Origin of the sequence: Janthinobacterium sp. HH106, from assembly GCF_001758725.1 — a bacterium.
GTDB lineage: Bacteria > Pseudomonadota > Gammaproteobacteria > Burkholderiales > Burkholderiaceae_D > Janthinobacterium.
On record NZ_LRIC01000005.1, the window covers coordinates 14,095 to 31,796 of the forward strand.

At 63.5% G+C, this 17,702-nt stretch carries 17 protein-coding genes; 4 read left to right on the forward strand and 13 right to left on the reverse strand.

The annotated features are described in order from the left end of the window. Window positions 1–77: 77 nt before the first annotated feature. The 6 genes from JAB8_RS03965 to JAB8_RS03990 form a co-directional block, all read right to left on the reverse strand. On the reverse strand, window positions 78–419 hold the full coding sequence (locus tag JAB8_RS03965; protein WP_070218591.1) for a DUF3325 domain-containing protein: 342 nt from the start codon (window positions 417–419) through the stop codon (window positions 78–80). Further along, a complete protein-coding gene (locus JAB8_RS03970; protein ID WP_070288607.1) occupies window positions 416–2,113 on the reverse strand; it encodes a PepSY-associated TM helix domain-containing protein in 1,698 nt (565 codons plus the stop codon). The genes JAB8_RS03965 and JAB8_RS03970 overlap by 4 nt, the downstream gene beginning before the upstream one ends. After that, on the reverse strand, window positions 2,110–2,391 hold the full coding sequence (locus JAB8_RS03975; protein WP_083287002.1) for a hypothetical protein: 282 nt from the start codon (window positions 2,389–2,391) through the stop codon (window positions 2,110–2,112). The genes JAB8_RS03970 and JAB8_RS03975 overlap by 4 nt, the downstream gene beginning before the upstream one ends. Before the next feature lie 116 nt (window positions 2,392–2,507). Continuing rightward, on the reverse strand, window positions 2,508–4,706 hold the full coding sequence (locus JAB8_RS03980; RefSeq protein WP_217494199.1) for a TonB-dependent siderophore receptor: 2,199 nt from the start codon (window positions 4,704–4,706) through the stop codon (window positions 2,508–2,510). Window positions 4,707–4,821: 115 nt separating this feature from the next. Next, window positions 4,822–5,814, reverse strand: a complete 993-nt coding sequence (locus JAB8_RS03985; RefSeq protein ID WP_070218593.1) for a FecR domain-containing protein — start codon at window positions 5,812–5,814, stop codon at window positions 4,822–4,824. Continuing rightward, window positions 5,811–6,320 (reverse strand): sigma-70 family RNA polymerase sigma factor, encoded by a 510-nt coding sequence (locus tag JAB8_RS03990; protein WP_070218594.1) that lies wholly within the window; start codon window positions 6,318–6,320, stop codon window positions 5,811–5,813. Before JAB8_RS03990 ends, JAB8_RS03985 begins: the two co-directional genes overlap by 4 nt. Before the next feature lie 239 nt (window positions 6,321–6,559). Between JAB8_RS03990 and ffh the strand changes: the two genes are divergently transcribed. Then, complete coding sequence (gene ffh, locus JAB8_RS03995; protein ID WP_034746567.1) at window positions 6,560–7,927, forward strand: signal recognition particle protein; 1,368 nt, start codon at window positions 6,560–6,562, stop codon at window positions 7,925–7,927. Window positions 7,928–8,070: 143 nt separating this feature from the next. Here the strand turns inward: ffh and JAB8_RS28850 are convergent, their stop codons facing one another. Then, window positions 8,071–8,280, reverse strand: coding sequence for a hypothetical protein (locus tag JAB8_RS28850; RefSeq protein WP_139142937.1), 210 nt, complete (start codon window positions 8,278–8,280; stop codon window positions 8,071–8,073). A gap of 77 nt (window positions 8,281–8,357) precedes the next feature. Between JAB8_RS28850 and JAB8_RS28000 the strand changes: the two genes are divergently transcribed. Next, entirely contained in the window at window positions 8,358–8,753 is a 396-nt protein-coding gene (locus tag JAB8_RS28000) for an SWIB/MDM2 domain-containing protein (protein WP_071650146.1), read from the forward strand. Window positions 8,754–8,965: 212 nt separating this feature from the next. Here JAB8_RS28000 and JAB8_RS04005 read toward each other — a convergent pair whose 3' ends face one another. Both JAB8_RS04005 and JAB8_RS04010 read right to left on the reverse strand, forming a co-directional pair. After that, window positions 8,966–9,583, reverse strand: a complete 618-nt coding sequence (locus tag JAB8_RS04005; RefSeq protein ID WP_070218595.1) for a lytic transglycosylase domain-containing protein — start codon at window positions 9,581–9,583, stop codon at window positions 8,966–8,968. Then, window positions 9,580–11,319: a proline--tRNA ligase gene (locus JAB8_RS04010; protein WP_070288608.1), complete on the reverse strand. Its 1,740-nt coding sequence runs from the start codon at window positions 11,317–11,319 to the stop codon at window positions 9,580–9,582. The genes JAB8_RS04005 and JAB8_RS04010 overlap by 4 nt, the downstream gene beginning before the upstream one ends. Before the next feature lie 204 nt (window positions 11,320–11,523). On the opposite strand from JAB8_RS04010, the gene JAB8_RS04015 reads away from it, so the two are divergent. Further along, window positions 11,524–12,156: an RNA pyrophosphohydrolase gene (locus tag JAB8_RS04015; RefSeq protein WP_070218597.1), complete on the forward strand. Its 633-nt coding sequence runs from the start codon at window positions 11,524–11,526 to the stop codon at window positions 12,154–12,156. 100 nt (window positions 12,157–12,256) lie between these two features. On the opposite strand, the gene mqo is transcribed toward JAB8_RS04015, so the two are convergent. Both mqo and JAB8_RS28855 read right to left on the reverse strand, forming a co-directional pair. Beyond that, the gene (gene mqo, locus JAB8_RS04020; RefSeq protein WP_070288609.1) at window positions 12,257–13,855 is read right to left on the reverse strand and encodes a malate dehydrogenase (quinone); all 1,599 of its coding nucleotides are present in this window, start codon (window positions 13,853–13,855) and stop codon (window positions 12,257–12,259) included. Beyond that, window positions 13,848–14,081, reverse strand: a complete 234-nt coding sequence (locus tag JAB8_RS28855) for a hypothetical protein (RefSeq protein WP_139142938.1) — start codon at window positions 14,079–14,081, stop codon at window positions 13,848–13,850. The genes mqo and JAB8_RS28855 overlap by 8 nt, the downstream gene beginning before the upstream one ends. Before the next feature lie 217 nt (window positions 14,082–14,298). Here JAB8_RS28855 and JAB8_RS04025 point away from each other — a divergent pair, with 217 nt between their 5' ends. Further along, window positions 14,299–14,721, forward strand: a complete 423-nt coding sequence (locus JAB8_RS04025) for a DUF1841 family protein (RefSeq protein WP_070218599.1) — start codon at window positions 14,299–14,301, stop codon at window positions 14,719–14,721. 5 nt (window positions 14,722–14,726) lie between these two features. Here the strand turns inward: JAB8_RS04025 and JAB8_RS04030 are convergent, their stop codons facing one another. Both JAB8_RS04030 and ytfE read right to left on the reverse strand, forming a co-directional pair. Next, entirely contained in the window at window positions 14,727–16,997 is a 2,271-nt protein-coding gene (locus JAB8_RS04030; protein ID WP_070288610.1) for a nitric-oxide reductase large subunit, read from the reverse strand. Window positions 16,998–17,011: 14 nt separating this feature from the next. After that, entirely contained in the window at window positions 17,012–17,689 is a 678-nt protein-coding gene (gene ytfE, locus JAB8_RS04035) for an iron-sulfur cluster repair protein YtfE (RefSeq protein WP_070288611.1), read from the reverse strand. Window positions 17,690–17,702: the final 13 nt, after the last annotated feature.

The window sequence follows — 17,702 nt, forward strand, 5'->3', positions numbered from 1 at the left end:
GCGCTTGCAGTTACAGTAAAACGGTGTCGCCAAACGTGAAAAATACATCGGTCTATCCTTGAAAATAGCGGTGGACATCACCGCAGGAACGTCACAAGACCTGCCAGCGCGGCGACGGCTGCCAGCAGGGAACTACGCAACAGCAAGCGGGGGGCATACGGCAGCAGCAGGGCCACCAGCAGCGCGCCGGCCGAAATGAACCCCAGCCAGGCGACGACGCCGACGGTGGCGCTCCAGCCGGCCACGCAAGGCCAGATGGCCAGCGCCAGCAGGACGGCGCCCGCCAGCTGCAGCGCGCGCCGCACGTTCGGCGCCGCGTCCCTGCCCCAGACCTGGCCATGGTGGCGGTCCATCGCCAGGGAGAGGCTGGCCATGCCCGCATACGACAGGCCCAGCGCGCACAGGATGGTGTTAATCATGACTGTCCTTCCGTAGTGACGTGCAGGCTGACCGATGGTGTTTCCTTGCTTGCCGTCTTTTTGAGCGGTTTTTCCTTGCGCTGGTGGACTTTCCACGCGCCCCAGGCGGCCAGCAGGCCGAAGGCCATGCTGCCCAGCTCCACGCCGGCGCTTTCCCAGTCGCCGCGCGCGATCTGCGCCGCCAGGCTGTCGCCCGTGCTCAAGACATTGAGCACAGGCAGCAGCAGGCACAGGGCGGCCAGCAAGCCCAGTTGCTCGATCCACGCGCGCTTTTCCGCGCGCAGGCAGGCGTGCACGAGCATCAAAAACCACACGCCGAAGAAGGCGCGCACTTCCCAGCCGGCGCGGTGCTCGAGGCCGACGGGGATCAAACGGTTCGCCCACAGGAAGCCCACGCAGGCGATGGACAGGCCGGCAATCGCCGCCACGTTCAGGCATTCGATGACGCGGTAGACGCGCTGCGTGTAAGCGCCGAACTCACCGCCCGACTTCTGGCGGCGCTTGACCATGAACATGATCGCGCCCGTGCCCATCATGGCCGTGCCGGCCAGGCCGCAGAAAAAGTACAGCCAGCGCATGGGCGTGCCGCCAAAACCCACCATGTGCAGATTCGACATGACGGAGCGCGTCAGGCCCGCGCCGCCCGTGTCGGACGCGCCGGGCAGACGCAAGGCGGTCTGCTCGCCCGTGGCCAGCGCATAGCAAGCCCTGCCCGTGTTGGCGCTGATGCGTTCCATCGTGTCCGTCTCTTCATTCCAGCCGTACATGCACACGCGCATGGAGGCGTCGTTCGGATTGTCCAGCACCACGGCGCGGATTTCCTGGCCGATGGACTGTTCGGCGCGCAGCGCGAACGCTTCCAGCGCGGGAATGGCCAGCGGCTGGCCCGTCTTCACGGGTTTGCCCGCGTCGTTCCAGTCGCTCAAAAAGGCTTTCTTGGGATTGTCCATGCCGTATTGCGCGGCCACGGGGGCCGGCACATAGTCATCGCTGAAGAATGCCAGGCCCGTGTAGGCGATCATGAACTGGAACGGCAAGGTCAGCACGGCCACGGCGTTGTGCGCGTCGAGCCACGAGCGCTGGCCCTTGGCCGGGCGGAAGGTGAAGAAATCCTTGAAGATGCGCTTGTGCGTGATGACGCCGCTCACCAGCGCCACCAGCATGATCATGGTGGTGATGCCGACGATCCAGACGCCGATGCGCCCCGCGTGCAGCTCGTAGTGGAAATCGACGAAATGGTGGCCGCCGATGGTTTCCCGTTCCGTTGCCTCGCGCGCATGTTCGATGACGGCGCCCGTCAGCGGATCGAGCTCCGCCGAGCCATAGCCGCCGCTGGGCTGGAACCAGTAGGCGGACAGGCCGTGGCCGGGACGCTGCACGGGCCAGATTTCCCACATGTCCGCCTTCGGATGTTCCTTGGCCATGAAGTCGAGCGCCAGCTCCAGGCGGTGGCCACGGTCCGTGACCTTCGGCAACGGCGGATCGTTCGCATGCGCCGCTTCTTCCAACGCGTGTTCGGGCGTCATCCAGTGCCCGATCGGGTCGTCGAAGACGGCCAGGGTGCCGGTCAGGAAGATGGCGAACAGCAGCCAGGAAATCCACAGGCCGCTCCACGTATGCAGCCAGGCCATGGCCTGGCGCAGGCCGCCCTGCTGCGGCGTTTTCACCACTTTGTCTGCCTTGACGGCGTTCATGCGGCACCCCGCGACAGCAGCAGGCCGATGCCGCCGCACAGGATCGCTGGCAACAGCATGCCCAGCCAGGCGCGGCGCAGGTCCTGCACGGCAAAGACCCAGATCACGGCGCAGGTGTAGACGACAAAGGCGCTCAGGGTCGCCGTCAGCACGGCTTCGGCGCGCGACAGCGGCAGCACGGCCGCCAGCAGCACGGCCACGCCGGACGTGAGCGCATAGCCGCCAAAGACGGCGGCAAGCACGCGCGAAAACAACATCATGTTGGCCGACTTCATCATCGCGGCACTCCCCGTGGCATACGCCGGCTCACGCCATTACTGGCGTGGGCCAGATTCAACTGCACATCCATAAGCCATGCATCCTTCATCAAGATAGGTCATTCAAAAGTGATTGTTTACAGTTTGTAGTTCAATGTCAGCATCACGTTGCGCGGCGCCCCGACCAGGTTGCCGAAGACATCGGAATAGATGCTCTGGTAATAGTGCTTGTCCAGCGCATTGTTGACGTTCAGGCGCAGCTCGGCGCGGCTGTCGATCTGCCAGGCCGCGTTCAGGCCCACGATCGCGTAGCGGCCCTGGCGCAGATGGTAGGTGCCGTCGCTCGACTCGGTCGCGCCCTGCCCGTACACCGACGCGCCGACGCGCCAGCCCTGTGCGGCGCCGGACAGGCGGTAGCTGGTGGCCAGCTTGAGCTGCTGGCGCGGATAGCGGCTGTTGAAATCCTTGCCGATATTGGCCGGATCGCTGTCGCGCGTGAATTGCGCCTTCACATACGTAAAACCGGCCGACAGCTGCCAGTCCGGCGTCAGCGCGCCCGCCACGTCCAGCTCCACGCCTTCGCTGCGCACTTCGCCCGACGCGCGCTGGCAATAGCCCCAGGTACTGCCGGGGCAGGGATTCGGACCGGCCAGGTCGTCCACGCCGCGGTTCTGCTGGCGGATCTGGAACACGGCCGCGCTGGCATTGAGGGCGCCGCCGAAGTATTCGCCTTTCACGCCCGCTTCATAGTTGGTGCCGCTGATCGGTTTCAGGGGCCGCGCATTGGCATCGGTGGACGCCTGCGGCTGGAAGATCTCGGTCCAGCTGGCGTACACGGAATGCTGCTTGTCGAGGTCATACACGACACCGGCGTACGGCGTGAATTCGCGCGCCACCGAGTAGCCGGCATCGTCCTTGTACCAGCTCACGCGCCCGCCCAGCACCAGCGACAGCGGCTCGGTCAGGCGCAGGCGCGTGCCCGCATACACGCCGCTTTGCTCGGTAATGCTGGCCGTGCGCCACTGCGCGTAATTGATGACGGGGCGCGCCACGCTGCCCGCGTCCCAGTGGAACGGGTCGAGCACGGGCGCAGCCGCGCCCCAGCTGTACGGCGCCCAGCCGCCATAGCTGTTTTTCGACGAACGGCGGTGGCTGGCGCCGACGGTCAGCTCGTGCTCGCGGCCGAACAGGCTGTAGCTGCCGCTGGCATACGCGTCATAGCTGGTGTTGGCCAGTTCGGCGCGGTAGCTTTGCGAATTGAAGCGCAGGGTGTCGCCGCGGCGGTTGATGCCGGAAAACGTCGTGTCGATCTCGGGCGTCTTGCGCGTGGCCGCCAGCTTGGCCTTCCAGCCGTTGGCGAAGCGGTGTTCCAGTTCGGCGAAGATGGTTTTATCGGTCTGGCGCCAGCCGTCGAAATCGCTGCCCAGGTAGGTGGAGCGGGGCAAATTCAAAAAGCGGCCGTCGGCGGCCGTCACCACGCCCGTCGTCACGCCGTCGTTATCGGTCTTGCGGTAGTGGGCGCCCACGGTCAACGTGGTATCGGGACGCAGATCGGCCTCGATGATGCCGTACAGCTGGTGATTGCGTCCATGCAGCACGTCGACAAAATCCTTCTTGTCCTGCACCGTGACGACCATGCGCCCGCGCAGGGTCTTCGCTGCGTTGAGCGCGTTGGCCGCATCGGCTTCCAGACGGTAGTTGCTCCAGCTGCCGATGCTGGCCGAGAACGACGCTTGCGGCGTGGCCGTCGGGCGCTTGCGCACCATGTTGATGGCCGCGCTGGGCGTGCCGCTGCCCGTCATCAAGCCCGTGGCGCCGCGCACCACCTCGATGCGGTCATAGATGGCCAGGTCGTCATTGTCGCCATTGAACGTGCCGTTCGCGCCCAGGCTGGTAGGCAAGCCGTCGAACAGGATGTTGTCGATTGGAAAGCCCCGCGCGCTGAAACTGCCCGAATCGCCCGTAAAGTTGCCCTTTTGCATGACAAGACCCGTGATCGACTGCACGGCATCGTCCAGGGTCGTGATGCCGAGGTCGTCGATCTGCTGGCGCGTCAGCACGCTGACCGACTGCGGCGTTTCGCGCAGCGACAGGTTCAGCTTGGTTGCCGTGTTGCTCACGCCCGTCGTGTAGGAGCCGCTGCCTTCCGTCGTCGCATCGCGCCCCGCAGTGACGGACACGCCGAGCATGGTTTGCTCGGTCGCGGGAATGGCTGGCGCCTGCTGCGCCAGCGCCGGCAGGCTGGTGGCCAGGCACAGGGCCGCGGCGGCTTGCGCCAGCGGACGCAGTGAGGAGTGAGAGGATGGCAAACTGACAAAAGGCAAAGCGTGCGACATGAAAGTTCCTGATAGTAATGGCGTCATGAGACGGTAAAAAACAGGCGCCTACCTTGTAGGTGCCGCGAAAACGAAAAACGGGCAGCCGGATGGCTAAATATTTCTGCGCAGCGTGCTATGACGCCGGCTCGACGCTGACCCAATAGCGCGTGCGGCTGCGGACCTGCACCGGCAGCGAGTTGGGCAGCATGTTCAAAATGCGCTGCGTGTCGGCCAGCGGGAACACGCCCGACAGGCGCAGCTGGGCCACTGCCGGCGCGCAGTCGATCACGCCGGGGCGGTAGCGGGCCAGGTCGGCCAGGAAATCGCCCAGGGTCACGTCGTCGACGATCAGCTGCCCGCGCGACCAGGCATGCGCATACGCAGCGATGGCGTGCGGCGCGTCCAGCGTCTGGCGGGAAAATGCCACGCCGCGCCCGGCCGCCAGCAGCATTGGCGCGCCGGCACTGTCGCGGGGACGGATTTCCACGGCGCTTTCCAACACGTCCACCGTGCTGTAGTCATCCTGCTGGCGTACGGCAAAGCGCGTACCCAGCGCGCGCACCAGGCCTTCGCGCGTGGCTACCACCAAAGGCGCGGCGCTGCCGGCACCGTGGCCGCTAACGACGAGGATCTCGCCGGCCAGCAGCTCGATCAGGCGGCGGCTGGCGTCGAAACGCACGTTGACGGCCGATCCCGTATTCAGGCTGAGCACGCTGCCATCGTCCAATATCACCTCACGCCGCTCGCCCGTGGCCGTGCGGTAGTCGGCACGCAGGGCGCGCATATCATCCCAGGCGCCCGTCTGCGCGGCCAGCATGCCGCCGCCGGCCGCCACGCCCAGCCACGCCAGCACCTGGCGCCGCTTGCCGTTGACGGCTTTGCGCTGCGTGCCGGCCAGCGCCTGCGCGGCCGCGCCGCGGTGCAAGCCGTTGAAGCGCCGCGATACCGCTTCGATATGCCGCCAGGCCTGTTCATGTTCCGGGTCGGCGGCGCGCCAGCGCTGCCAGGCGGCCTGCTGCGCTTCGCTGGCCTCGCTCGACATCAGCACGGTCAGCCACTCGGCCGCCTGCTGCTGCACGTCCTCGCGAATGGCTGGCGGTGCCGCCGGTTCTGCCGCCGTGCTCATGCCGGCAGCGAGAAAAACACCTGGCGGTTGGCGCGCGTCAGGTATTGCTTGACCGAGCTGGCCGATACGTTCAGGCGCGCGGCGATCTCGGCATAGCTGAGGCCTTCGAGCTGCGCCAGCAAGAACGCCGTGCGCACGGGACCCGGCAAGCCGTCGAGGGCCTGGTCGATCTCCTGCAAGGCTTCCAGCGCCAGCAGCCGCGCTTCCGGCGCGGGCACCACCTCGGGCGGCAGGCAGGCGAGCGCCTCTAGGTAGGCGTCTTCCAGCACCTGCCGGCGGTAGCGGTGCGCCACCAGGCGGCGCGCGACGGTGGCGAGAAACGGCCGCGCTTCGCGGATCTGCGGCGCGGAAGCGGCCGTCAGCACGCTGATGAAGGTGTCTTGCGCCAGGTCCGCCGCGTCGCCCGCATTGCCCAGCTTATGCCGCAGCCAGCCCTGCAGCCAGCCGTGATGGCTGCTGTAGAGCGCGTGCAGGTCTTGTTGCTGTGCAAAATCGGCGGCCGACATGGCATTCCTTTCCGGTCTGGCGCGACGCGCCCACGAATGTAAATAAGAATTATTCTCATTTTAACCGTGTTTTTGACTTTCATGCAATCGCGGCATTGGCAGAAATACCAACTCATTCAAAAGCCGGCCAACCGCCAGGCGCTGCCGCGCGGGACCGCCAGCCACCCGCGATAAGGTAAAATGACGGCCATCGTCCGGCTTGCGCCGCCCACTCCCAAGCTTTTCATTGCAGGTTCATCATGCTAGATAATCTCACCCAACGGCTTGCCAAAGTCGTCAAGACCATGCGCGGCGAGGCGCGCCTGACCGAAGCGAACACCGCCGACATGCTGCGCGAAGTGCGCCTGGCGCTGCTCGAAGCCGACGTCGCCCTGCCCGCCGTGCGCGAATTCATCGCCAAAGTCAAAGAAAAAGCCATGGGCGAGGATGTCATTTCCTCGCTGACGCCAGGCCAGGCCCTCGTTGGCGTGGTGCAGCGCGAGCTGGCCGCCCTGATGGGCGCCGACCTGGGACCGGAAGCGTCGCAGATCAGCTTTGCGCAGCAGCCGCCCGCCATCATCCTGATGGCCGGTCTGCAAGGTGTGGGTAAAACCACCACCGTCGGCAAGCTGGCGAAGTACCTGAAGGAAGAAAAGAAGAAGAAAGTGCTGACCGTCTCGGCCGACGTGTACCGTCCCGCCGCGATCGCCCAGCTGCAATCGGTCACCGCCCAGGTCGGCGCCGACTTCTTCCCGTCCACCAGCACGGACAAGCCGGTTGATATCGCCCTGGCCGCGCTGGACTGGGCGAAAAAGCACTACCACGACGTGCTGATAATCGATACGGCGGGCCGTCTCGGTATCGACGAAGAGATGATGCGCGAAATCGCCGCCGTCCACGGCGCCGTGAAACCGATCGAAACCCTGTTCGTCGTCGACGCCATGCTGGGCCAGGACGCCATCAATACGGCCAAGGCCTTCAATGATGCGCTGCCGCTGACCGGTATCGTGCTGACCAAGCTCGATGGCGATGCGCGCGGCGGTGCCGCCCTGTCCGTGCGCCACATCACGGGCAAGCCGATCAAGTTTGCCGGTGTCTCGGAAAAACTCGACGGCCTGGAAGCGTTCGATCCGACCCGCATGGCCAACCGCATCCTCGGCATGGGCGACATCCTCGCCCTGGTCGAAGAAGCGCGCAAGGGCGTCGACAGCAAGGCAGCGGCCGATCTGGCGCAAAAGATCAAGGTCGGCGGCAAGTTCGACATGAACGACTTCAAGGCGCAATTGGGCCAGATGAAGAAAATGGGCGGCATGGCCAACCTGATGGACAAGCTGCCGGCCCAGTTCCAGCAGGCGGCAGGCGGCAAGAACATGGATCAGGCCGATAAGCAGGTGCGCCGCATGTGCGGCATCATCGATTCGATGACGCCGCAGGAACGCGCCAAGCCTGAACTGATCAAGGCCACGCGCAAGCGCCGCATCGCCGCCGGCGCCGGCGTGCAGGTGCAGGAAGTGAACCGCATGCTGACGCAATTCGAGCAGATGCAGACGATGATGAAGAAATTGTCGGGCGGCGGCATGATGAAGATGATGCGCAGTATGAAAGGCATGATGCCCGGGATGAGGTAAGGCTTCAAAATCCGCTGCGCGGTGGTTCTTGCGGCCGGCGATGCTCACCGTACTTTAGTACGGTTGCGCTTCTCGGCCACAAATACCATCCGCTCGCTGTGATTTTGAAGGCCTTTTTTACGCCGCGTGAGACGTAGTTCAAGTCAAAAAACACCGTTCCAAATAATGCCGGATTGCATTTTCATGTGTCCGGCATCACGCTTCCCGCCCTCCGCAGCGCCCCTCCCCGCATAGCCAGCAACCATGCCATTTACGGGTAAAAACGCCGTTCTGCGCTCCCAAGCGGTGCGCCCGGGCGACAGCATTGCCATTTCCCTGCTTTTTCCTCGTGAAAACGTGAAAAACACTTGCATACAAGGTAAATCCACACCAATATTAGCCGTGCGATTAATTGCGCAATTTCCCATGTGTTTGTTAAGGAGGCTCGAAGATGGCAACAGCCAAAAAAACCCCAGTAGCAGCGCCAGCCAAAGCAGCAGCAGCCAAGCCTGCAGCCGCCAAGAAAGCAGCACCCGCAGCCAAGGCAGCAGCTAAACCAGCAGCGGCGAAGAAAGCGGCAGCACCGGCAACACCACGCAAGCCAAACGCAGCATTCATGAAAGCAATGACGCCATCGAAAGATCTGGCCGCCGTTGTTGGCGCAGCACCACTGCCGCGCACGGAAGTGACCAAAAAGGTATGGGATTACATCAAAAAACTCGATCTGCAAGATCCGGCCAACCGCCGCATGATCAATGCGGACGACAAGCTGAAAGCTGTTTTCGGCGGCAAAGCCCAAGTCTCCATGTTTGAAATGACGAAACTGATCTCCGATCATTTGAAATAATCAGATACGCACAGGGCGTCTACGCCGTGTGAGTGCCCCGCCGCTTTACTGCGAGCGGGGCATTTTTTTGCTGCGGGGGTCAACCATGTTGTCGGATGACGGTCTTTCAGACCTAATCCGACCTACGTCCGCCCCATTCACCCGGGATCATTCCCTCAACACCGTTAATACAGAGCTCTGCGCCAACGCTGCCGGGGGTCTGACCCCAGCCTTTATTTGACTTCCCACTGCTTCCAAGCCGCCCTTACCGCATTCGGATACTCGGCCCTGCCCCGGCTGCCGTTGTAGCGCCCCAGCGCCAGGTATAAATCACCCTTTTCCATATCCAGGTACATGCGCAGGATCGCGCAGCCGTAGCGCAGGTTTGTCTGCATGTGGAACAGCTTGCTGCGGTCATGGTCGCCGATGACGCCCGTCCAGAATGGCATCACCTGCATGTAGCCGCGGGCGCCGGCCAGCGAAACGGCATATTTGCGGTAAGCCGATTCCACCTGGATCAGACCCAGCACCAGGGCCGGTTCCAGGCCCGCGCGGCGCGCTTCGTACCAGACGGTTTCCAGGAATTCCGTGCGCAGCTGGGCGTCCGGCAGCTTTCGCTGCAGGCGTTGCGACATCTGCGCCAGCCATTGCTGGTAGCGCTGCAGGTCGGCGGGCGTGGCAAATTTGGGCTGCGGCGGGCGTTCGTCGCGGATCGCATGCGACAGGGCCAGGCGGACGGAGTCGGCCAGCGCCTCCTCTTTCTGGTTGCCGGCCTGCGCCGGAGAGACGCAGGCCAGGCCGGCGGCCAGCGCGAGCGCGCCAGCCGTTTTACTTACCGATAGGCGCTTCACTGCGCCATTTTGCCCTGGATGAAGGCGACGATCTCGTCCGGCGCCACGCCGGTCGCTTCCGCATCGCGGCGGCCCTGGTATTCCAGCTTGCCTTCTTTCAGGCCGCGCTCGCCGATGACGATGCGGTGCGGCACGCCAATCAGTTCCCAGTCAGCAAACATGGCGCCAGGGCGCAAGCCGCGGTCGTCGACGATGACGTCCACGCCAGCGCCTTGCAGGGCCGCGTACAGCTTCTCCGTCTCTTCCTTGACCAGTTCGCTGCGATCCATGCCCATCGGGCACAGCACGACTTCGAACGGCGCGATCGACGCTGGCCAGATGATGCCCTTGTCATCGAAGTTCTGTTCGATGGCGGCGCCCAGGATGCGCGTCACGCCGATGCCGTAGCAACCCATCTGCAGCGGCGCAGGCTTGCCGTTTTCGTCGAGGAAGGTGGCTTTCATGCTTTCCGAGTACGCCGTACCCAGCTGGAACACGTGACCCACTTCGATGCCGCGCTCGATGGCCAGGGCGCCCTGGCCGTCCGGCGACGCGTCGCCGGCGACGACGTTGCGCAAGTCGGCCACGATGGCAGGCTCAGCCACGTCACGGCCCCAGTTGGCGCCCGTGTAGTGGAAACCGGCCTCATTCGCGCCGCAGACGAAGTCGCTCATGTGGGCGACCGTGCGGTCCGCCACCACGGTGACCGGTGCCTTCGTGCCGATCGGGCCCAGGTAGCCAGGAATGGTGCCGTAGACTTCCAGGATTTCCGCTTCCGTCGAGAAACGGTGACCGGCCAGGCCGGCAACCTTGCCCACCTTGATCTCGTTCAATTCATGATCGCCGCGCAGCAGCAGCATGAAATGCTGTTTCGTGATTTTTTCATCCTTGCCCGCCGTTTCCACCGTCAGGGCGATGGTTTTCACGGTGCGTGACAGCTCGATGCCCAGCAAGGCGGCCACGGTTTCGCACTTGACGGTGTCCGGCGTGGCCGTTTTGGTCAGCGCCTGGGCGGCGGCCGGGCGCTCGCCCGCTGGCGGCAGCGCTTCGGCCGCTTCCATGTTGGCGGCGTAGTCGGAGGTCGGGCAGTACACAAGCGCGTCTTCACCCGTGTGGGCGATGACGTGGAATTCGTGCGAACCGGAACCGCCGATGGCGCCGTTGTCGGCCGCCACGGCGCGGAATTGCAGGCCGAAACGCGTGAAGATGCGCGTGTAGGCGTCGAACATGACCTTGTACGACGCCTGCATGCCGGCCAGGTCGCGGTCGAACGAATACGCGTCCTTCATCGTGAATTCGCGGCCGCGCATCAGGCCGAAGCGTGGGCGGCGCTCGTCGCGGAACTTGGTCTGGATGTGATAAAAGTTCAACGGCAACTGGCGGTAGGACTTGATTTCCGTGCGCACGACGTCCGTGATGACTTCTTCCGACGTGGGCTGGATCGCGTATTCGCGGCCGTGGCGGTCTTTCACGCGCATCAGTTCGTCGCCCATCTTGGTCCAGCGGCCCGTTTCCTGCCACAGTTCGGCCGGCTGCACGAGCGGCATCAGCAGTTCGATGGCGGCGGCTTTGTTCATCTCGTCACGGATGATGGCTTCCACCTTGCGGATCACGCGCAAGCCCATCGGCATGTAGGTATAGATGCCGGAACCGAGGCGTTTGATCATGCCTGCACGCATCATCAATTGGTGGCTGACGATTTCCGCGTCAGAAGGTGCATCTTTAAGTGTGGAAATAAAAAAACGGGAGGCGCGCATAACGGTGAATTCTTTTTAAAAAGAGAGGGTTATAATCAACCTAATTTTAAAGGATTAGCTGGCTGATGCGTCCATACTTTACACAAATGCGCTCAATTGGTGCGATTCCGGCGCTTTTCGCACCCCGAAAAGGTCACCGGCTTGCGAAGTTGTGGGTAATTATGTAAAAAAGGACGCACTGTCGCAGAAAGTTTGAGGTGCATTATGCTCGACCGTGAAGGGTTTCGGCCCAACGTCGGCATCATCCTGCTAAACGCCCAGAACGAGGTGTGGTGGGGCAAGCGGGTGCGCGAGCACTCATGGCAGTTTCCGCAAGGCGGTATCAAATATGGCGAAACACCGGAACAAGCCATGTTTCGCGAACTTGAAGAGGAAATCGGACTCAGACAGGAACACGTCAAAATTGTCGGCCGCACCCGCGACTGGCTGCGCTATGAAGTGCCAGACCACTTCATCAAGCGCGAGATTCGCGGCCATTACCGTGGCCAGAAGCAGATTTGGTTTCTGCTGAGAATGTGCGCGCGCGATAACGACGTCAATCTGCGCCTGACCGACCATCCCGAGTTCGACGCCTGGCGCTGGCATGAATACTGGGTCCCGCTCGATGTCGTCATTGAATTTAAACGCGATGTGTACCAGCGCGCCTTGCAGGAGCTGTCCCGCTTCCTGACCTGGCCCGTGCATGGCAACGCACAGCAAGCGCACCGCCACACGTCGCGCTACCTGCGCCAGCCCCATGCGCCACGGGCACAGGACGGCGCGGCACTGGCCAAGCCTTGCGACGGCATCGCCGCCGAAGGGTGTACGCCGGAGCTGATCTTGCCGGGCAAGGAGTAGTCCGCCGCAATGAACGCACGCTCCCACGCAAAAGGGGCAGCCTGAACAGGCTGCCCCTTTTTTCATGCCGGCAGGAAACTCCCCTGCCGGTCAGGCTGGCTTAGTTTGCCGCCGGCGCTGGCGCAGCAGCGGGAACGTCGAGCGTGATCGCCTTCAAGCCCAGGATATTGCTGCTGTAATGGCGGATCTTGTTGGCCAGGGCCGGGTCGTTGTTCAGCTTTTGACCGTACGACGGCACCATTTCCACCATCTTCGCTTGCCATTCCGGCGTGGCCAGGCGGCTCTTGAATGCCGTTTGCAGCACCTTGATCATGATCGGCGGCGCGGTCGAGGCGCCTGGCGAAGCACCCAGCAAGGCGACGATGCTGCCATCGGCGGCGCCGACGACTTCCGTGCCAAACTGCAGCAAGCCGCCTTTGACAGGGTCATCCTTGACGATCTGCACGCGCTGGCCGGCGTTTTGCAGGGTCCAGTCTTCCATCTTGGCGTTCGGCAAGTATTCGCGCAGGGTCTTCAGGCGGTCTTCCGGCGTGTTCATGACCTGTTCCACCAGATATTTCGTCAGCGGAATATTGTCGTAGCCGGCTTGCAGCATCGGTTTCACATTGCCCGTGCCGATCGAGGCAGGCAAGTCGATCCACGAGCCGTTTTTCAGGAACTTCGTCGAGAAGGTGGCGAACGGGCCAAACAGCAGGGCTTTCTTGCCATCGATGATGCGCGTGTCCAGATGCGGCACGGACATCGGCGGCGAACCGACGGACGCCTTGCCGTAGACCTTGGCCGCATGCGCCGCCACCAGTGCCGGATTGGTGGTCACCAGCCATTGGCCGCCGACCGGCACGCCGCCGTAGCCCTTGGCTTCAGGAATACCCGATTTTTCCAGCAGCGGCAGCGAACCGCCGCCGGCGCCGATGAAGACGAACTTGGCGCGCATGGTTTTTTCCTTGCCGGCAGCCAAGTCTTTCACCGTCACGTTCCACACGCCGTCGGCGCCGCGCTGAATATCTTCCACTTGGTGGCGCAGGTGCAAGACCATGCCGTGGCTGTCCGTCAGGTATTTCACCAGGCCGCGCGTGAGGTTGCCGAAATTGACGTCGGTACCGATGTCCATGCGCGTCGCGGCCACTTTCTGGCCCTTGTCGCGGCCTTGCATGACGAGCGGCGCCCATTGCTCGATCTGCGCCTGGTCTTCCGAGAACAGCATGCCCTTGAACAGGTTTTCCTTTTGCAGCGCGGCGTAGCGCTTCTTCAAAAAGGCAATATTGTCGTCGCCCCACACAAAGGCCATGTGCGGCACGTTGTTGATGAAGGTTTGCGGCGCGCCCAAGTGCTTGTTAGCCACCTGATAGGCCCAGAATTGCTTGGAAATTTCGAATTGCTCGTTGATGGCAACGGCTTTCTTGGTCTCGATGCTGCCGTCGGCCGCTTCCGGCGTGTAGTTCAGTTCGGCGAATGCCGAGTGGCCCGTGCCTGCGTTGTTCATCGCGTCCGAGCTTTCGGCGGCCACGGAATCGAGGCGCTCGACCATTTCCATCGTCAGCGAGGGATCGAGTTCCTTGAGCATGCTGCCCAGGGTGGCGCTCATGGTGCCGGCGCCGATCAGCAGCACGTCGACCGGTTTTTCGGACGAGGCCGGAGGGGTCTTGTTACATGCCGCCAGGATCAGGCACGACATCAAAAGTAATAGCGATTTACGCATACGTAACTCCGTTTATGAATACTGAAGGATGATTCTTGCGCGCCACCGTGGCGGCACCATCGCTGTGTTGAATGAAAAACAGCCGGCCAGCCGGAACGCCAGGGCGGCCGGACAGGTCAAGGTTGATGGTGATAGGCATGCTGCCGCGCTCCGGAATAAGCCAGGAGCAAGATCTGGTGGCAAAGGTGCGGGCAATGGAAGCACGCAATGGCAACAAAATCGCCATCGTGTCCAGAGCAAATATCAAGAGCGGCGATTTTATCACCGTTATTTGGCGCCGCCGGGCCGTGGCGGTAGTGGATAATACTTACTGCAGGGTATTAAATTGCGGTGACTATCGGGTCATCCAAGCGGACGCCGGACGGCAAAAAGGGCATCCCCGATGCCTTGAATTGATGTACGCGGTACAATGCCGGCTGCCCCTTAGCCATAGTCCTACAGCCATGTTCAACCCCTCTTCCGACGACGTGCGCCGCTTCTTTTGCGACACCTTGCGCAAGCACCGCGCCCACGAAATCCTCACGCCGATGGAAGCCATCGCGCTCGACTGGATCCTCGAACATCCCGAGTATGAAAACGAGCTCTCCGACGTCGAAGCGGCGCTGGCGCGCGATTACTCCGTCGAAGGGGGCCAGGCCAATCCCTTCCTGCACCTGTCCATGCATCTGTCGATCACGGAGCAGGTACAGGTGGACCAGCCGCGCGGCATCCGCCCGGCCGTCCAGCAGCTGACCCAGCGCCTCGATTCGGCCCATGCGGCCCAGCACGAAGTGATGGAATGTCTGGGCCAGATGATCTGGGCTTCGCAGCGCTCGGGCTTGCCGCCGGATACGGACGCGTATATCGACTGCGTCCGCAGGCGTTAACCGGGCTATGCCGCTGAAGGCTGCAGTACAGCTGCCTTCGGCGCCTTGTCCAGCAACCCCAGCACCACCTGCAGTGCCATGGCGACGGCGCCGACGATGAACACCACGTCACCGAAGGTGCGTATCCATCGCAGGTTCTGCAACAGCGGCTGCTGCATGAAGCCTTCGCTGCGCGCATACCACAGGCCTTCCGTCACGCTGGCGTGGAACTGGATGATGCCAATCGGCAGCAAGCTGGTAAAGATCATCAGCGCCAGTCCCCCGTTCAAACCCCAGAACGCCGTCTTCATCAACGCAGGGCTGAAGCGGTAGTCGGGCCGCAGATAACGCAGCACCAGCAAGGTAAAGCCCAGCGCCAGGAAGCCGTACACGCCGAACAGCGCCGCATGCGCATGCACGGGAGTCGTGTTGAGACCCTGGATGTAGTACAAGGCCACGGGCGGATTGATCATGAAGCCCAGCACGCCCGCGCCCAGCATGTTCCAGAAGGCGACGGCGACAAAGCACATCAGGGGCCAGCGCAGGTTTTCCATCCACGGCGCGCGCTCCTTTAAGCGCCAGTTTTCCCACGCTTCATGCCCCAGCACGATCAGCGGCACCACTTCCAGCGCGCTGAAGCTCGCGCCGATGGCCATCACGGGCGTGGTGGTGCCGGCAAAGTACAGGTGGTGGAAGGTGCCGGGTATGCCACCCAGCATGAACAGCGAGGCCGACGCCAGGCTGGCCGTCGTGGCCATGCGCACCGACACCAGGCCCAGGGTCGAGAAGATGAAGGCCAGCGCCGTCGTGGCGAACACTTCAAAGAAGCCTTCCACCCACAGGTGCACCACCCACCAGCGCCAGTACTCCATCACGGATAAATGCGTGCGCTCGCCGTAGAACAGGCCGGCGCCATAGAACAGCCCGATGGCGCCCACGGACGCGGTCAGCAGCGCCAGCAGGTTCTTGTCGCCGCCCGGCTGGCGCAGGGCGGGCACGACGCCGCGCAGCATCAGCACGAGCCACAGCAGGATGCCGACAAATTTGCCGATTTGCCACAGGCGTCCCAGGTCCACATATTCATAACCCTGATGGCCGAGCCAGAAATTCCACTCGGGCGGCATCACTTGCGCGATGGCCAGGTAATTGCCGATGAACGAGCCGACGACGACCGCGACGAGGGCCCAGAACAGCACGTCGACACCGAGGCGCTGCCACTTGGGGTCCTTGCCGCCATTGATCAGCGGGGCGAGGAACAGGCCGGCGGCCAGGAAGCCGGTGGCGATCCAGAACAGCGCGGCCTGGATATGCCAGGTGCGCGTGAGCGCATACGGGAACCAGCGCGACACGTCGATGCCGTAGAACTGCTGCCCTTCCACCGTGTAGTGCGCCGTGAAGCCGCCGATGAAGACCTGGAAGATGAACAGCGCCACCACCAGGAACAGGTACTTGCCCAGTCCCCGCTGCGAAGGCGTCAGCGCGAAAGTGGTGAGCGGGTCGCGCGGACCGGCGGCCGGCAGCGCTTCGTCGTGGTCGCGCAAGAAGGCCCAGCCCCAGACGAGGAAGCCCACGCCGGCCAGCAGCACCACCACGCTGGCGACCGACCAGACGAGGTTTTCGCCACTTGGCTGGTTGCCGATCAGCGGTTCGTGCGGCCAGTTGTTCGTATAGGTCACTTTCTGGCCCGGACGTTCGGTGGCGGCGGCCCACGCCGTCCAGAAGAAGAACTGCGTCATCTGCGCGCGCCGCGCGGCACTGGGCAGGGTGTTTTCCTTCATGGCGAAATGCTCGCGGCTTTTTTGCAGCGCCGGCGCGTCGGAGAACAGCTGGTCGTAATAGTGCGCCGTGCTGGCGATGGCTTGCACGCGGCGCGCCGACAGGCGCAGCACTTGCGCATCATCGGTACGGTTGCCGCGGTACTCCAGCTTGAGCGCTTCGCGCAGCGCCGCCTGCGCGGGGCCGTCGAGCGCCGCGTAGGCCTTGCCATGCTGCTCTTGCGCGGCCAGTTCCAGCCAGGCCGTCAATTCGCGGTGCAGCCAGTCGGCCGTCCAGTCGGGCGCCTGGTAGGCGCCGTGGCCCCAGATGGAGCCCAGCTGCATGCCGCCGACCGATTGCCAGGCCGTCTGGCCGTCGAGGATGCCCTCGCGGTCGAACAGCTGCCGGCCATCCTGCGCCAGCACTTGCGCGGGAATCGGCGGCGCCTGGCGATACACTTCCGTGCCGTAGTAGCCGAGCAGCGAAAACGTCACGATCAGCACACCGATCAGGGTGAACCAGAGTTTTTTGTAGGGACCCATGGGTCTTTCCTTTGTCAGTGCACCACGGCCGGCGCAAAGCGCTCGAACAGGATATTGTTTTCAGTATGGATGTGCGCCATCAGATCTTCGCGGAAGGTGCGCAGGCCCGTGTACAGCGCGCGCCAGGTGGTGCAGGCGCCACCTGGTGCGGTGATATCGTTCGTCATCGCCTCCATGGCGCGCAAGGCCACGCCATGGTCGTCGTGCTCCATGCGCATCACGTTGATGGGCGCGCCGGCCCGGGGGCCCTGGCCGCGCACGATCATGGGGAACAGCACGTCTTCCTCCTTGCGCATATGGCTTTCCAGTTCCTGCGCCATGGCCGACAGGTGTTCCGCCAGCCCGTGCGGACAGTCGGCGCGGTCGCCATGCACCTGCTCGACCTTGCGCGCCAGGCGTATCAGCTCGGGCAGCTGCTCGCGATGCACGGCGTGGTAGCGCGCCAGGATGTGTTCCACCAGCTCGGCGGCCGGGGCGTCCTGCCAGTCACGCTCGCCGCTGGCGTCAATCCGTCCGGCCAGCACTTGCAGTTCCTTGACGATGGGCGCCGCGTCCACGCCGGCCGCTTCGGCCGCCGCGCGCAGGGTCTTGTTGCCGCCGCAGCAGAAATCGAGGCGGTGCGCATCGAACAGGCGCGTGGCGCCGGGGATGCGGCGGGCCAGCTGGCCCAGGGATAGGTCGATCATTTCCATAGCAGTTCCTTGA

What these genes read in the sequence shown, in the direction of transcription:
- JAB8_RS03965 (WP_070218591.1), bottom strand. Translation starts at nt 419, where the DNA reads ATGATTAACACCATCCTGTGCGCGCTGGGCCTGTCGTATGCGGGCATG.
- JAB8_RS03970 (WP_070288607.1), bottom strand. Translation starts at nt 2,113, where the DNA reads ATGAACGCCGTCAAGGCAGACAAAGTGGTGAAAACGCCGCAGCAGGGC.
- JAB8_RS03975 (WP_083287002.1), bottom strand. Translation starts at nt 2,391, where the DNA reads ATGATGAAGTCGGCCAACATGATGTTGTTTTCGCGCGTGCTTGCCGCC.
- JAB8_RS03980 (WP_217494199.1), bottom strand. Translation starts at nt 4,706, where the DNA reads ATGTCGCACGCTTTGCCTTTTGTCAGTTTGCCATCCTCTCACTCCTCA.
- JAB8_RS03985 (WP_070218593.1), bottom strand. Translation starts at nt 5,814, where the DNA reads ATGAGCACGGCGGCAGAACCGGCGGCACCGCCAGCCATTCGCGAGGAC.
- JAB8_RS03990 (WP_070218594.1), bottom strand. Translation starts at nt 6,320, where the DNA reads ATGTCGGCCGCCGATTTTGCACAGCAACAAGACCTGCACGCGCTCTAC.
- ffh (WP_034746567.1), top strand. Translation starts at nt 6,560, where the DNA reads ATGCTAGATAATCTCACCCAACGGCTTGCCAAAGTCGTCAAGACCATG.
- JAB8_RS28850 (WP_139142937.1), bottom strand. Translation starts at nt 8,280, where the DNA reads ATGCAAGTGTTTTTCACGTTTTCACGAGGAAAAAGCAGGGAAATGGCA.
- JAB8_RS28000 (WP_071650146.1), top strand. Translation starts at nt 8,358, where the DNA reads ATGGCAACAGCCAAAAAAACCCCAGTAGCAGCGCCAGCCAAAGCAGCA.
- JAB8_RS04010 (WP_070288608.1), bottom strand. Translation starts at nt 11,319, where the DNA reads ATGCGCGCCTCCCGTTTTTTTATTTCCACACTTAAAGATGCACCTTCT.
- JAB8_RS04015 (WP_070218597.1), top strand. Translation starts at nt 11,524, where the DNA reads ATGCTCGACCGTGAAGGGTTTCGGCCCAACGTCGGCATCATCCTGCTA.
- mqo (WP_070288609.1), bottom strand. Translation starts at nt 13,855, where the DNA reads ATGCGTAAATCGCTATTACTTTTGATGTCGTGCCTGATCCTGGCGGCA.
- JAB8_RS28855 (WP_139142938.1), bottom strand. Translation starts at nt 14,081, where the DNA reads ATGGCGATTTTGTTGCCATTGCGTGCTTCCATTGCCCGCACCTTTGCC.
- JAB8_RS04025 (WP_070218599.1), top strand. Translation starts at nt 14,299, where the DNA reads ATGTTCAACCCCTCTTCCGACGACGTGCGCCGCTTCTTTTGCGACACC.
- JAB8_RS04030 (WP_070288610.1), bottom strand. Translation starts at nt 16,997, where the DNA reads ATGGGTCCCTACAAAAAACTCTGGTTCACCCTGATCGGTGTGCTGATC.
- ytfE (WP_070288611.1), bottom strand. Translation starts at nt 17,689, where the DNA reads ATGGAAATGATCGACCTATCCCTGGGCCAGCTGGCCCGCCGCATCCCC.